This window comes from Streptomyces vietnamensis (assembly GCF_000830005.1).
GTDB lineage: Bacteria > Actinomycetota > Actinomycetes > Streptomycetales > Streptomycetaceae > Streptomyces > Streptomyces vietnamensis.
On record NZ_CP010407.1, the window covers coordinates 5,195,398 to 5,208,976 of the forward strand.

Annotated in this window: 13 protein-coding genes and 1 pseudogene; 8 read left to right on the forward strand and 6 right to left on the reverse strand. The window is 72.2% G+C overall.

Translation table 11 applies throughout. The features are described from left to right. Positions 1 to 57 precede the first annotated feature (57 nt). Together trpS and SVTN_RS23455 are read left to right on the forward strand one after the other, a co-directional pair. Entirely contained in the window at positions 58 to 1,071 is a 1,014-nt protein-coding gene (gene trpS, locus SVTN_RS23450; RefSeq protein WP_041130866.1) for a tryptophan--tRNA ligase, read from the forward strand. Positions 1,072 to 1,163: 92 nt separating this feature from the next. After that, positions 1,164 to 1,754 carry a 2'-5' RNA ligase family protein gene (locus tag SVTN_RS23455; protein WP_041130867.1) on the forward strand — a complete coding sequence of 197 codons (591 nt, stop codon included), beginning with the start codon at positions 1,164 to 1,166 and terminating at the stop codon, positions 1,752 to 1,754. Between the two features lie 83 nt (positions 1,755 to 1,837). Here the strand turns inward: SVTN_RS23455 and dprE2 are convergent, their stop codons facing one another. Next, a complete protein-coding gene (dprE2, locus tag SVTN_RS23460; RefSeq protein ID WP_041130868.1) occupies positions 1,838 to 2,593 on the reverse strand; it encodes a decaprenylphospho-beta-D-erythro-pentofuranosid-2-ulose 2-reductase in 756 nt (251 codons plus the stop codon). Between the two features lie 12 nt (positions 2,594 to 2,605). After that, positions 2,606 to 3,982: a decaprenylphosphoryl-beta-D-ribose oxidase gene (gene dprE1, locus SVTN_RS23465; protein ID WP_041130869.1), complete on the reverse strand. Its 1,377-nt coding sequence runs from the start codon at positions 3,980 to 3,982 to the stop codon at positions 2,606 to 2,608. A 578-nt stretch (positions 3,983 to 4,560) separates the two neighbouring features. Here dprE1 and SVTN_RS45650 point away from each other — a divergent pair. The 3 genes and pseudogenes from SVTN_RS45650 to SVTN_RS42300 form a co-directional block, all read left to right on the forward strand. Continuing rightward, positions 4,561 to 5,070, forward strand: a pseudogene (locus SVTN_RS45650) (phosphatase PAP2 family protein); the annotation flags it as partial. A 173-nt stretch (positions 5,071 to 5,243) separates the two neighbouring features. After that, complete coding sequence (locus tag SVTN_RS23475; protein ID WP_041134175.1) at positions 5,244 to 6,167, forward strand: decaprenyl-phosphate phosphoribosyltransferase; 924 nt, start codon at positions 5,244 to 5,246, stop codon at positions 6,165 to 6,167. A gap of 61 nt (positions 6,168 to 6,228) precedes the next feature. Continuing rightward, positions 6,229 to 7,176 carry a YihY/virulence factor BrkB family protein gene (locus SVTN_RS42300; protein WP_078908460.1) on the forward strand — a complete coding sequence of 316 codons (948 nt, stop codon included), beginning with the start codon at positions 6,229 to 6,231 and terminating at the stop codon, positions 7,174 to 7,176. On the opposite strand, the gene SVTN_RS23480 is transcribed toward SVTN_RS42300, so the two are convergent. Further along, positions 7,061 to 8,374, reverse strand: coding sequence for a D-alanyl-D-alanine carboxypeptidase family protein (locus tag SVTN_RS23480; protein ID WP_041134176.1), 1,314 nt, complete (start codon positions 8,372 to 8,374; stop codon positions 7,061 to 7,063). The two genes, SVTN_RS42300 and SVTN_RS23480, sit on opposite strands and share 116 nt — an antisense overlap. A gap of 109 nt (positions 8,375 to 8,483) precedes the next feature. On the opposite strand from SVTN_RS23480, the gene SVTN_RS23485 reads away from it, so the two are divergent. The 3 genes from SVTN_RS23485 (at position 8,484) to SVTN_RS23495 (ending at position 11,882) form a co-directional block, all read left to right on the forward strand. Beyond that, positions 8,484 to 8,729 (forward strand): SCO4848 family membrane protein, encoded by a 246-nt coding sequence (locus SVTN_RS23485; RefSeq protein WP_041130870.1) that lies wholly within the window; start codon positions 8,484 to 8,486, stop codon positions 8,727 to 8,729. 23 nt (positions 8,730 to 8,752) lie between these two features. Continuing rightward, positions 8,753 to 10,135 (forward strand): metallophosphoesterase, encoded by a 1,383-nt coding sequence (locus tag SVTN_RS23490; protein ID WP_041130871.1) that lies wholly within the window; start codon positions 8,753 to 8,755, stop codon positions 10,133 to 10,135. Between the two features lie 193 nt (positions 10,136 to 10,328). Continuing rightward, positions 10,329 to 11,882, forward strand: coding sequence for an ABC transporter substrate-binding protein (locus SVTN_RS23495; RefSeq protein ID WP_041130872.1), 1,554 nt, complete (start codon positions 10,329 to 10,331; stop codon positions 11,880 to 11,882). An 11-nt stretch (positions 11,883 to 11,893) separates the two neighbouring features. Here SVTN_RS23495 and SVTN_RS23500 read toward each other — a convergent pair whose 3' ends face one another. From SVTN_RS23500 to SVTN_RS23510, 3 genes are read right to left on the reverse strand one after another with little or no spacing between them, the layout of a single operon-like run. After that, complete coding sequence (locus tag SVTN_RS23500; protein ID WP_041130873.1) at positions 11,894 to 12,652, reverse strand: TetR/AcrR family transcriptional regulator; 759 nt, start codon at positions 12,650 to 12,652, stop codon at positions 11,894 to 11,896. A gap of 10 nt (positions 12,653 to 12,662) precedes the next feature. Next, entirely contained in the window at positions 12,663 to 13,070 is a 408-nt protein-coding gene (locus SVTN_RS23505; protein ID WP_041134177.1) for a thiol-disulfide oxidoreductase DCC family protein, read from the reverse strand. A 35-nt stretch (positions 13,071 to 13,105) separates the two neighbouring features. Then, complete coding sequence (locus tag SVTN_RS23510; protein WP_041130874.1) at positions 13,106 to 13,537, reverse strand: hypothetical protein; 432 nt, start codon at positions 13,535 to 13,537, stop codon at positions 13,106 to 13,108. Positions 13,538 to 13,579: the final 42 nt, after the last annotated feature.

Here is a 13,579-nt window from a genome sequence, read left to right on the forward strand (position 1 = left end):
TCGCGCGTCTCATCGGCCTTGATGGGTTCGGCCCCGACACCTGAGAGAATGATGTGCATGGCCTCTGACAGTCCCCGTGTGCTCTCCGGAATCCAGCCCACCGCAGGCTCGTTCCACCTCGGCAACTACCTCGGCGCCGTCCGCCAGTGGGTCGCCCTGCAGGAGACCCACGACGCCTTCTACATGGTCGTCGACCTGCACGCGATCACGGTCCCGCAGGACCCCGCCGAGCTGCGCGCCAACACCCGGCTCGCCGCCGCCCAGCTGCTCGCCGCCGGTCTCGACCCCGAGCGCTGCACCCTCTTCATCCAGAGCCACGTCCCCGAGCACGCACAGCTCGGCTGGGTCATGAACTGCCTCACCGGCTTCGGCGAGGCCTCCCGCATGACCCAGTTCAAGGACAAGTCCGCGAAGCAGGGCGCCGACCGCGCCACCGTCGGCCTCTTCACGTACCCGATCCTCCAGGTCGCGGACATCCTGCTCTACCAGGCCGACCAGGTTCCGGTCGGCGAGGACCAGCGCCAGCACATCGAGCTGACCCGCGACCTCGCGGAGCGCTTCAACGGCCGCTTCGGCGAGACGTTCACGATCCCCGCGCCGTACATCCTCAAGGAGACGGGGAAGATCTACGACCTCCAGGACCCGGCGATCAAGATGAGCAAGTCGGCGTCGACGCCGAAGGGACTCATCAACCTCCTGGACGACCCGAAGGTCACCGCGAAGAAGGTCAAGAGCGCGGTCACCGACACCGAGACGGTGATCCGCTTCGACCCGGAGAACAAGGCCGGCGTCTCCAACCTGCTCAGCATCATGTCCACGCTCACCTCCACCTCCGTCGAGGACCTGGAGAAGAGCTACGAGGGCAAGATGTACGGCGCGCTGAAGACGGATCTCGCCGAGGTCATGGTGGACTTCGTCACGCCGTTCCGGTCCCGCACCCAGGAATACCTGGACGACCCGGAGACGCTGGACTCGGTCCTGGCCAAGGGCGCGGAGAAGGCCCGTGCCGTGGCCGCCGAGACGCTGGCGCAGACGTACGAGCGCATCGGCTTCCTGCCCGCCAAGCACTGAGTCCGAGGACCCTGGCCCAAAGGGTGGTGCCTGCCGCACACTGGCGGCTGGCACCACCCGACACAAGTCGACCGACAACGGAGGAGAACGACGTGGGGACCGTAACGCTCGGCGTTTCGATCGCGGTCCCGGAGCCCTACGGCAGCCTGCTCCAGGAGCGGCGCGCCGGCTTCGGGGACCCGGCCGCGTACGGCATCCCCACGCACATCACCCTGGTCCCGCCGACCGAGGTCACCGAGGAGCGGCTGCCGGAGATCGAGGCGCACCTCGCGGGCGTCGCCGCCGGCCACCAGCCGTTCCCCGTGCGCCTGGAGGGCACCGGGACCTTCCGGCCGCTCTCCCCGGTCGTCTTCGTGAAGCTGGCCGAGGGCGTGCCCCTCTGCAACCGGCTCCAGCACCTGATCCGCGACGAGGCCGGCCCCCTCGCGCGCGAGCTGCAGTTCCCGTACCACCCGCACGTCACCGTCGCCCACGGCATCTCCGAGGAGGGGATGGACCGGGCGTTCCAGGAGCTCGCCGGGTACGAGGCGGCCTGGACCTGCCGCTCCTTCGCGCTGTACGAGCAGGGCCCGGACGGAGTCTGGCGGAAGCTGTACGACTACGAGTTCGGCAGCGGCCGCCCGATCTCGGCGGTCCCGGCACAGGGCGGCAGCCCGGTCGACGAGCCGACGCCGACGGCCTAGAGCCTGGGCGGTCACACCGGCAGCCCGGTCGACACCCCGGCGCCGACGGCCTAGCCGCGGGCGGTCACACCGGCAGGCGTACGTCACACCGGCAGGCGGCGGAACAGCGGCCTCGGCACGTGCCGTACCGCCGCCATCACCATCCGCAGTGCCCCCGGCACCCACACCGTCTCCGAGCGTCGCCGCAGCCCCAGCTCGATCGCGCCCGCGACCGCCTCAGGGGTCGTCGCGAGCGGCGCCTCCGCGAGCCCGGCCGTCATCTTCGAGCGCACGAACCCGGGCCGTACGACCATGACGTGCACGCCCGTGCCGTGCAGCGCGTCCCCGAGGCCCTGCGCGAAGGCGTCGAGGCCCGCCTTCGACGAGCCGTAGATGAAGTTGGCGCGGCGTGCCCGCTCGCCCGCCACCGACGACAGCACCACCAGCGAACCGTGCCCCTGCGCCTGGAGCGCGCCCGCGCACACCAGACCCGCCGAGACGGCGCCCGTGTAGTTGGTCTGCGCGACCCGGACGGCGGCGACGGGGTCGGACTCGTCGCGCGCCTGGTCGCCGAGGACCCCGAAGGCGAGCAGCACCATGTCGATGTCGCCCTCCGTGAAGACCTTCCCGAGCCGTTCCTCGTGCGACTCGGTGTCGAGCGCGTCGAAGGGCACGGTGCGCACGTCCGCGCCGAGCGCGCGCAGCGAGTCGGCGGCGGCCGTGAGCGCGGGGGAGGGGCGGCCGGCCAGCCACACCACGCGCGTGCGGCGCGCGATCAGCCGGCGGGCGGTGGCGAGCCCGATCTCGGAGGTGCCGCCGAGGACGAGCAGGGACTGCGGGGCACCGAAGGCGTCCTTCATGGTGGGTACTCCTCAGAGGGCGAGACGGCGGGCGAGGTCCGAGGTGAGGACGGACCGGGGGTCGAGCGCGGCGCGCAGCGCCCGGAACTCGTCGAGCCGGGGGTACATCGCGGCCAGGGTCTCCGGCCGGACCCGGGAGTCCTTGGCGAGGTAGATCCGGCCGCCGGCGCCCACGACCTCCTCGTCGAGCGCGTCGAGGAAGCGGCCGAGGCCGGGGAGGCCGGTGGGGAGGTCGAGGGCGAGGGTCCAGCCGGGGAGCGGGAAGGAGAGCCAGCCGGGGTCGCCCGAGCCGAACCGTTTCAGGACGGCGAGGAAGGACGGGCAGCGGTGGTCCGCGATCCGCCGCACGATCCGCCGGAGGGTGTCCTCCTGCCCGTACGGGACGACGAACTGGTACTGGACGAAGCCGGCGGGCCCGTAGATCCGGTTCCAGTGGGGGACGCCGTCGAGGGGGTGGAAGAAGGCCGGCAGCGACTGGAGACGGCCGGTGGCGGCGCGGGGGGCCGCCCGGTACCAGAGCTCGTTGAACAGCCCCACGGACGTCCGCCCGAGCAGCCCGCCGGGGACGTACGGCGGTGGCGCGGGCAGCCGCCCCGGGCGGAAGGCGAGCGGATCGCGGCGGGCCCGGTGGTGGCGGGGGAGCGCGTCGTACGGGGCGTGGTCGCCGCGCGTGAGGACGGCGCGGCCGGTGGCAGCGCCCCGGGCGAGCAGGTCGATCCAGGCGACGGAGTAGCGGTAGCGGTGGTCGCCGTCGTCGAGCCGGGCCATCAGCTCGTCGAGGTCGGGGACGCGTTCGGTGTCCACGCGCATGAGGGAGGTCTCGACGGGCAGCAGCCGCAGGGTGGCGGAGAGGATCACCCCGGTCAGGCCCATGCCGCCGGTGGTCGCGTCGAACAGCGTCGTCCCCGGCACCACGGTCCTGATCTCGCCGTCGGCGGTGAGGAGTTCGAGCGCGGTCACGTGCCGGCCGAAGGAACCCGAGACGTGGTGGTTCTTGCCGTGGATGTCGGCGCCGATCGCGCCGCCGACGGTCACGTACCGGGTGCCGGGGGTGACCGGGACGAACCAGCCGAACGGCAGCAGCGCCTCCATCAGCCGGTGCAGGCTGACGCCGGCCTCGCAGGCGACGAGGCCGGCGGTGGTGTCGACGGCCAGGATCCGGTCGAGGCCGGTCATGTCGAGGACGGTGCCGCCGGCGTTCTGGGCGGCGTCGCCGTACGCGCGGCCGAGACCGCGGGCGACGGCGCCCCGGGGGCCGCAGGCCCGGAGGGCCTCCGCGACCTCGGCGTGCCCGCGGGGCCGCTGCACGCGCGCGAGGGTGGGGGCGGTGCGGCCCCAGCCGGTGATCGCTTCGCAGTCGTCGTCCAGGACGTGGGTCTCGACAGCCATGATGGTGACCGTATAGCTGTGAATGTGCCTTATGTCGGTATTACGTGGCCGTTCGTCGAAATGGGTGATTAAACGAGTGTCATGAAAGAGACCTCGTGCCCTCGACCGCGGCCCGCGCGAGAGTCGCGTTGACCGACTGGAACGGCGAGGCCCGACAGGGGGCACCACGGATGCGTGAAACGACACGGGCCGCGCCCGGGCCCCCCGAGACCGGCAACGCCGCCGAACGGCCCGACACGGGCCGGGCCCCGGCCGAACGGCCCGGTGCGACGGGCCCGGCCTCGGCCGAGCGGCCCGGAGTGGGTCCTGCCTCGGCCGAGCACCCCGGCGCGGGCCCGGCCCGGGGCGAGGCAGCCCGTGGGCCGAGGCGTGCCGCCGCGGGGCGGCCCGGCGCGGCGGGTCCGGCCACGGCCGGTCCGATCGGGGAGACGGGGAACGACGGCGCTGAGCGGCCCGATGGCCCGGGCCCGGGCCCGGCTTCGGCCGAGCGGCCCGGCGGCTCCGGCGGGGCCGTGCCCGAGCGGGAACGTCAGGCGGGCCGGGGCCTGGCCGCGCCAAGGCCTGAGGCGGGCCGGGGCCTGGGCGCGTCAGGGGCTGCGGCGGGCTGGACCCTCGCCGAGCACCGTCTGCTCGCCGCCCTGCGCCGCTGCGGGCAGCGCCCCGGCGTGGCCGCCGCCGCCCGGGGCCTCTCCCTCGGCGGCGAGCACGGCGCCCTCTGGCTGGCCGCCGGGCTCACCGCCGCCGCCCTCGACCGACCGCGCCGGAGCGGCTGGCTGCGGAGCACCGCCCTGATCGCCGGCGCGCACCTGGCGAGCATGGGCGTCAAACGGCTCGTACGGCGGCCCCGGCCGGCCCCGGACACGTACGAGCCCCTGGTCCGTACGGCCGGCCGGCACTCCTTCCCCAGCTCCCACGCCACCTCGGCCGCCGCCGCGGTCGTCGCCTTCGGCACCCTCCACCCGACCGCCGGTCGGCTCGCCGCCCCGCTGGCCGGCGCGGTGTGCCTCTCCCGCCTGGTCGTCGGCGTCCACTACCCGAGCGACATCGCCGCCGGCGTCCTGCTCGGAGCCACCACGGCAGCGGCGGGTGGCCACCTCCTGCCCCCGGCCCTGATCGGCGAGGGCCGCCGCTTCTCGGCCTCGGCCCCGGCCGCAGTCGCCGCGAGGCGCCGTCTCCCGGCTGCGGCAGGCCGCCTCCTCGCCCCCGTCACGCGCGCGCGTGGGGACGTCCTCTCGTGAGCGGGCGGAGCGGGACGGCCGCCGTGCTCGACGCCCCCGCCGTCGTCCGCCACGCGCCCGCGCGGGCGCATGGCGGACGGGTGCTCGGGCTCGTCACGACCGCACGGCCCCGCCAGTGGGTCAAGAACGTGCTCGTCCTCGCCGCGCCCGCCGCCGCCGGCCGGCTCGGCTCCTGGCAGACCGGGGCCCGACTCGCCCTCGTCTTCGCCCTGTTCACGGCCGCCGCCTCCGCCGTCTACCTCCTCAACGACGCGCGCGACGCCGAGGCCGACCGCGCCCACCCGGTCAAGTGCCGCCGCCCCGTGGCCTCGGGGCAGGTGTCCGCCGCCCTCGCCACCGGCGCCGGGATCCTCCTCGCCCTCGGGGCCGCCGTCGCCGCCGCGCTGCTGTGCGGCCCGCTGACCGCCGCCCTCCTCGTCGCGTACCTCGTCATGCAGATCGCGTACTGCGTCCGCCTCAAGCACGTCCTCGTCGTCGACCTCGCCGTCGTCGCCACCGGCTTCCTGATGCGGGCGATGATCGGCGGGGTGGCGCTCGGCATCCCGCTCTCCCGCTGGTTCCTCATCACGACCGGGTTCGGCGCGCTCTTCATGGTCGCCGCCAAGCGGTACTCCGAGGCCGTCCAGATGGAGGGCGCCGAGGGCGCCACGCGCGCGCTGCTCACCCAGTACACGACGGGATACCTGCGGTTCGTCTGGCAGTTGGCGGCCGGCACCGCCGTCCTCGGATACTGCCTGTGGGCCCTGGAGGCAGGCCCACCGGAGACGTCGCTGCCGTGGCGTCAGCTCTCCGTGGTCGCCTTCGTCCTGGGGGTCCTGCGGTACGCGGTCTTCGCCGACCGGGGCACGGCGGGCGCGCCCGAGGACGTCGTGCTGCGCGACCGGCCGCTCGCCGTCATCGGTCTGGCATGGGCCGCGCTGTACGGGATGTCGGTCGCGGGTCTGTGAGCCCCGCCGGGGGATTCTCGTACCCGGGTGATCCGACGGCGCGAGGAGTGGAACGTACGACATGGACTGGCTGACCAAGCTTCCCGTCATCGGCCCGTGGGTCGTCCGCCTCATGCGGACCCACGCCTGGCGCGCGTACGAGACCCTCGACGAGGCGCACTGGACCCGGCTCGCCGCCGCGATCACCTTCGTCTCCTTCATCGCCCTCTTCCCGCTGATCACGGTCGCCGCCGCGATCGGCGCCGCGCTCCTCACGCCGGATCAGCTCGACTCGATCGAGAAGAAGATCAGCGACCAGGTGCCCGGCATCTCCGACCAGCTCGACATCGCCGGGCTCGTCGCGAACGCCGGCACCATCGGACTCGTGGCCGGCGCCGTCCTGCTCGTCACCGGCATCAGCTGGATCGGCTCCATGCGGGAGTGCCTGCGGGCGGTCTGGGGGCTCGACGCCGTCGAGGGCAACCCGTTCCTGCTCAAGGGCAAGGACGGGCTGATCCTCCTCGGCCTCGGCGGCGTCGCGATCGCCTCGCTCGCCGCGTCCTGGCTCGGCTCCACCGCCGTCGGCTGGAGCGCCGACCGGCTCGGCATCTCCGGCGAGGGGGCGGGCGGCATCCTGCTCCAGGGCGCCGCCGTCCTCGTCGCGGTCGTCGCCGACTTCCTGATCCTGCTGTACGTGCTGACGCTGCTGCCGGGCGTCGAACCGCGCCGCCGGGACCTCCTGGTGGCGGCGCTGATGGGCGCGGTCGGCTTCGAGCTGCTGAAGCTGCTGCTCGGCGGCTATATGAAGGGGGTCGCGGCGAAGTCGATGTACGGGGCGTTCGGCGTCCCGGTCGCCCTGCTCCTCTGGATCAACTTCACCGCGAAGCTGCTGCTGTTCTGCTCGGCGTGGACGGTCACGGATTCACATCGGAAGAAGACTCCTGAGGCTTCGGAGACCCCTCCGACTCCCGAGACTCCTCGGAGCGGCGACGACGGGCCGCCGACGCGGCCAGCGGCCAGCGCCGGTTGACGAGGAAGACCGCCGCGGCCAGGAGGACGAGGACGCCGCCCGCCACGGCCAGCGCGATCCCGATCCCGCCGGACTTCTCGGGAGCGGCGGCGGTCGCGTGGGCCGGCGTCTTGGGGGCGTTCTTGCCGGGCGCCGGGGCGGTGCCGTCGTCCGGGGCGGTGGGCGTCGTGCGTTCCGAGCGGGGCGGCACCAGTTCGCCCACCGGCGTCACCTTCCCGGAGGCCGCGAAGCCCCAGTCGAGCAGCCGGGCGGCCTCCCGGTAGACCGCGTGCGACTCCTTCGAGGAGGGGTTCATGACGGTGACGAGCAGGACCCTGCCGTTGCGCTCGGCGACCCCGGTGAAGGTCGCGCCCGCGTGCGTGGTGTTGCCGTTCTTGACCCCGGCGATGCCCTGGTACGGCTCGACGCCGATGTCGCCGGTGAGGAGCCGGTTGGTGTTCTGGATCTCGAAGGTCTCGCGCTTCTTGCCCGGCTTGGCCTCGCCGGGGAAGGCGGCGCGGGACGTGGCGGCGTACTCACGGAAGTCCGGCTTCCGCATGCCGTTGCGGGCGATGAGCGTCAGGTCGTACGCGGACGAGACCTGGCCCACGGCGTCGTAGCCGTCCGGGGAGACCACGTTGGTGTCGAGGGCCTGGAGCTCGGCCGCGTGGTCGTTCATGTCCTTCACGGTCTGCTTGATGCCGTGGTTCATGCTGGTCAGCACGTGCACGGCGTCGTTGCCGGAGCGGAGGAAGACGCCGAGCCACAGGTCGTGGACGCTGTAGGTCTGCTTCTCCTTGATGCCGACCAGACTGGAACCCTCTCCTATCCCGGCCAGGTCCTGGCTGGTGACCAGGTGGTTCTGCGTCCTGGTGAACTTCGGCAGGAGCGTGTCGGCGAAGAGCATCTTGAGCGTGGAGGCCGGGGCGAGCCGCCAGTGCGCGTTGTGCGCGGCGAGGACCTGGCCGCTCTCCGCGTCCGCGACGATCCAGGAACGGCCGGACAGCTCCTTCGGCAGCACCGGGGCGCCGGGACCGAGCTGCACCTGCGTCCCCGGCTTGCTGAGCAGGGCGCCCCCGACCGTGGACATCATGGCGGGGGGCTTGGGCTGCTTGTCCTTCCCGTCCTTTCCGTCCGCGTGGGCCGCGGGCGCGGCGGTGACGAGCGGCAGGAGCACAGCAGCGGCGACCGCCCAAGCGGTCTTCTTCGAAGCAGACACGGTCGAGAACGTACAGGTACGCAATACCGATCCGAACCCCGGCAGGCGGTTCACCCGCGCTCGTCCACCCGGAAGCGGGGGTCGGGAGACGGATGGTGATACTGGGGTCATGAAGCTCAGCCGCCGTGTCTCCTGGTTCCTGCTCGCCTTCGGGGTGTGGTCCGTCTTCATCTGGGTCACCTTCGTCAAGAACCTCTGGAACGACGGGAGCGGCCTCGCCTTCGACGACGCGGGCGATCCGACGGCGTACTTCTGGGTTCACCTGCTGCTCGCCATCACGTCCTTTGTCCTGGGGACGGTGATCGGCGTGATCGGGTTGCGCGGGGTGCGTGCCGCGCGCCGCGCGGACGCCTAGAAGAGAAGAGGGGTTCCGGGGGAGTGGTCGTCTTTCTGCTGGTCCTGGTCGTGGTGCTCGCGCTGCTCGGCGCGGTCCACTGGTACGTGTGGCGGCGCCTCGTGCGGGACGTCACAGTGGCCGGGAGCCTCGCACGCCGGCTCGGTACGGTCGCCGTCGTGGCGCTGCCGCTGCTCTCGATCGCCGCCCTGGTCTCCTCGCGGGCGGGCGCGCCCTTCCTGCTCCAGCAGGCGGTCGCCTGGCCGGGCTTCCTCTGGCTCGCCGTGCTGCTGTACCTGGTCCTGGCCCTGGTGGTCGGCGAGGCCGTCCGGCCGCTCCTGCGGGCCTGGCTGGGGCGCCGCGCGGCCGCCGCCGCACCGGCGGAGCCCGTACCGGCGGCCGCCACGGGACCCGGACCCGTCGTATCCCCGCCCGCCCCCGCGCCCGCACCTGCGTCCGAGACCGCGCCCGAGACCGAGCCCCAGCCGGCGCCCGAGCCCCAGCCCGCGCCCGAGACCGCGACCGGGCCCGGCCCCGACGGGCAGGTCGTGGCGGTCGAGGAGGCCGGTCGGCCGGTCGAGTCGGCCGCCCCCGCCGACGTCTCCCGGCGGCTCTTCGTCTCCCGCGTCGTCGCGGGGTCCGCGGCCGCCGTCGCCCTCGGGACCGTCGGGTACGGCACGTACGGCGTGCTGCGCGGGCCCCGGGTCAAGCGGGTCACCGTGCCGCTCGCCAAGATCCCGCGCGCCGCGCACGGCTACCGGATCGCCGTCGTCTCCGACATCCACCTCGGGCCGATCCTGGGCCGCGCCCACACCCAGCGGATCGTGGACACGATCAACGCCACCCAGCCCGATCTGATCGCCGTCGTCGGCGACCTCGTCGACGGGACCGTCGAGAACCTCGGCCCGGCCGCCGAGCCGCTCGCCCGGCTCCGTGCCCGGCACGGTTCCTTCTTCGTGACCGGCAACCACGAGTACTTCTCGGGCGCCGACGCCTGGGTCGACCACGTCCGCGAGCTCGGCCTGCACCCGCTGCGCAACGCGCGCGTGGAGATCCCGGCCGGCTTCGACCTCGCCGGCGTCGACGACGTCGCGGGGGAGAGCGAGGGCCGGGGCCCCGACTTCGCGCGGGCCCTCGGCGACCGCGACCGGGCCCGCGCCGCCGTGCTCCTCGCGCACCAGCCGATCGTCGTCCACGACGCCGTACGCCACGGCGTGGACCTCCAGCTCTCCGGTCACACCCACGGCGGCCAGCTCTGGCCCGGCAACTACCTCGCCGAACTGGCCAACCCGACCGTCGCCGGGCTCGAACGGTACGGTGACACCCAGCTGTACGTCTCGCGGGGCGCGGGCGCCTGGGGACCCCCGGTCCGGGTCGGCGCGCCCTCCGACATCACGATCGTCGAACTCGCCTCGAAACAGGCCTGAACGGACGTTGTCACTCCCCGCGCAGAAGTCGATACGTGCTGCTCATCGACTTAAAGTCTCATATCCCGGACATATACCTGTGATGTGAAAGTTTTCCCTTCCCCATGTGAAACCCGTGTGATGGGATGCAGCCATCGCGGCGTTTCCGGGGGCCGTCGCATCTGGGGTGGTACCAAAAAAAGGAAGCACGGCAATGCGGTCGACGGTCCGTCTGCGGATCCTCATCACTTGTGGAGTACTGGTGGCCGCCGGAGTGGGGGGCTGGCAACTCCTGCCCTCCGACGGCGAGCGGACCGACCCGATCACCGTCGGCACGACCGACGAGGTGACGTCACTCGACCCGGCCGGCGCGTACGACGCCGGTTCCTGGGCGATGTACAGCAACGTCTTCCAGTCGCTGCTGACGTTCAAGCCGGGCCTCAGCCAGCCGGTTCCGGACGCCGCCGAGAGCTGCAAGTTCCTGGGCTCCGGGCTCACCACGTACCAGTGCACGCTCCGCGACGACCTCACCTTCGCCAACGGGCGCAAGATCACCGCCGAGGACGTCAAGTACTCCTTCGAGCGGATGCTGCGCATCAAGACGGACGTCGGTCCGCAGCCGCTCTTCCCGACCCTGAAGAACGTCTCGGCCGAGGGCCGTACGGTCACCTTCCACCTGAGCGGCCGTGACGCCACGTTCCCGCTGAAGGTGGCCACGGGCGCCGGCTCGATCGTGGACAAGGACCACTACCCGGCCGACCGGCTGCGGACGGACTCCGCGGTCGACGGCTCGGGGCCGTACGTCCTCAAGGAGTACAAGGAGGGCGAGTCCGCGCTCCTGCAGCCCAACCCGAAGTACAAGGGCGCCATCACCAAGGCCGGTCACACGGTCCTCGTGAAGTACTACGGCCAGTCCGCGGACCTCGCCACCGCCTGGAAGGCGAAGGAGGTCCAGGTGACGCACCGGCAGCTCCCGCCGGACTTCATCGCGAAGCTGGACACCAAGGACGGGACCCGGATCAACGAGGCGGAGAGCGCCGAGATCCGCAACATCAACTTCAACGTCCGGCCCGGCTCGCCCATGGCCGACAAGGCCGTACGGCAGGCCGTCGCCGCCGTCATCGACCGCCCGGCGATCACCGAGGGCGCCTACAAGGGCACGGTCGAGCCGCTCTACTCCCTCATCCCGCAGGGCTTCGTCGGCCACAGCACCGCCTTCTACGACCTCTACCCGGAGCCGAGCGCGAAGAAGGCGAAGAAGCTCCTGGCGAACGCCGGGATCAAGACGCCGGTGGAGTTCACCTTCGGCTACCGCAAGGACGCCACGTACGCCACCGAGGCCGCCGAGATCAAGCGGCAGCTGGAGGAGAGCGGCCTCTTCAAGGTGAAGCTCGTCGAGGCCGACTGGCAGAGCTTCCAGAAGGGGTACGCGAAGGGCAGCTACGACGCCTACCCCGTCGGCTGGCTCCCCGACTTCCCCGACTCCGACAGCTTCACCGCGCCGCTCGTCGGGACGAAGAACACCCTGCACAACGGCTTCTCCAGCAAGACGATCGACAGCCTGATCGCCTCGACGCAGCAGTACAGCGACCGGGGCCGCGCGACGAGCGACTTCAGGGAGATCCAGAACGAGGTCGCCACCGACGTCCCGCTCGTCCCGCTGTGGCAGAAGAAGGACTACGTCCTCTCCACGGCGGCGGTCACCGGCTCCCAGTACCTGACGGACGGCACGGGCATCTGGCGCCTGTGGGAGCTCAGCTGGATTTAGGCCCGCACCCCTTATGGGGCCTCCTGCGGCTTCGGGTTCGCCTTCTTCTTGGGCTTGCCCGAGGCCGCCATCCCGGCCGCCGTCGGCATGAAGTCGGAGAGCAGCTCGTGCGTCTCCTTGACCAGCGGGCGCAGGATCCGGAAGCGGGAGAGCGAGATCGCGCGGGCGGTGACCGGCGCGAGGCGCTCCACCAGGCGCCGGCTGTTCGCCGCGCCCTCCGAGCGGTCGTACACCCAGAACAGCACCAGGCCCATCTGCTGGAGCCACAGCAACTGCGGGAGGGCTTCCTTCAGTTCCGGGTCGACCTTGACCGAGGCGCCGGAGATGACCCGCCGGTGCACCTCGATCGCGGCCTCGCGCGGGCCCTCCGACTCGGGGGAGAAGGGGCTGAGCGGGCTGTCCGGGTCGGCGGCGTTCTTGAAGAACTGGGCCGCGAACTCGTGGTACGGCTCCGCGATGTCGAGCCAGCCGAGGTAGACCCCGCGGATCCGGGCGGTCAGGTCCTTCTCGTCGCCGCTCAGGATGGGCTCGACGGCCGCCTGGTGCTCCTCGGCGATCCGGTCGTAGAAGCCCTGGACGAGGTGCTCCTTGGAGGAGAAGTAGTAGTACGCGTTGCCGACGGAGACCCCGGCCTCCTGGGCGATGGCCCGCATGGTCGTCTTGTCGTAACCGCGCTCCTGGAACAGCCGGAGCGCGGTTTCGAGGATGAGCGTGCGGGTCTGCTCGCTCTTGGGGGCCTTCTTCTCTTCGGCCTTCTTCTCTTCCGTCACGGACCCGAGCCTAACCGGGCGGACCGGGCACCTCGCAGTGCCCGTCCCCGCAGGGAGCGTCTTCCCCTCCCGGCCCCTTGAGGGCCTCGCGCCACTTCGCGGCCGCCAGGACGGTCACCCGGGCGAAGGGCTGTCCGGCGGGGGTGGCGAGCCAGTGGGCCTTGGGCCGGTGGTCGGCCAGGGCCCAGAGGCAGACGATCCAGGCGGAGGTGTCCCGGTAGACCTGGCCCCGGTCCCCGATCACGGTGATCTCCCGCAGCGTGGCGGCGTGGTCGAGGGCCGGGAAGAGGCGCCGTGCCTGCTGCGATCCCGCCGGTACGAGATCGAGCGGGACGAGCTGCCGCTGGCGCAGCAGCCAGTGCCTGAGGTGCACGCAGAGCGGGCAGTCGGCGTCGTACAGCACGGTCAGACGTCCCACGGGGGTCGTGGGCTGCGCCGGGGCCGACACGGTGGTCAGGCCTGCGGCGCGGGCGGGGCCCAGGGGCCCTGGGGTGTCTTGGTCCAGCCCTGCGGGCCGACCGGCGGCACCTGTTCGCGCTCCATGACCCCGCGGCGGCGGATCTTGTTGAGCACGTACACGTTGCCGAGGTGCATCACGCCGAGGACGAGCAGGACCACTCCGAGCTTGACGGAGAGGGCCTCGAAGAGGGCCCGGGCGTCGATCACGGCGGCGTCCTGGCTCAGGTAGAGGGCGACGAAGCCGAAGTTGACGAGGTAGAAGCCCACCACCAGGAGGTGGTTGACGGCGTCCGCGAGCTTCTCGTTCCCGTGCAGGACGTCGGAGAGGAAGATCCTTCCGTTGCGGCTGAGCGTGCGGGCGACCCAGACGGTGAGGGCCACGCTGATCAGCAGGTAGACGATGTACGCGACGACAGTGAGGTCCATGCCCCACCCTCCCTTGAACGCGTTCAAAAGCTGGCGGTCATG

What these genes read in the sequence shown, in the direction of transcription:
- trpS (WP_041130866.1), top strand. Translation starts at nt 58, where the DNA reads ATGGCCTCTGACAGTCCCCGTGTGCTCTCCGGAATCCAGCCCACCGCA.
- dprE2 (WP_041130868.1), bottom strand. Translation starts at nt 2,593, where the DNA reads ATGAAGGACGCCTTCGGTGCCCCGCAGTCCCTGCTCGTCCTCGGCGGC.
- dprE1 (WP_041130869.1), bottom strand. Translation starts at nt 3,982, where the DNA reads ATGGCTGTCGAGACCCACGTCCTGGACGACGACTGCGAAGCGATCACC.
- SVTN_RS42300 (WP_078908460.1), top strand. Translation starts at nt 6,229, where the DNA reads ATGGACTGGCTGACCAAGCTTCCCGTCATCGGCCCGTGGGTCGTCCGC.
- SVTN_RS23485 (WP_041130870.1), top strand. Translation starts at nt 8,484, where the DNA reads ATGAAGCTCAGCCGCCGTGTCTCCTGGTTCCTGCTCGCCTTCGGGGTG.
- SVTN_RS23495 (WP_041130872.1), top strand. Translation starts at nt 10,329, where the DNA reads ATGCGGTCGACGGTCCGTCTGCGGATCCTCATCACTTGTGGAGTACTG.
- SVTN_RS23510 (WP_041130874.1), bottom strand. Translation starts at nt 13,537, where the DNA reads ATGGACCTCACTGTCGTCGCGTACATCGTCTACCTGCTGATCAGCGTG.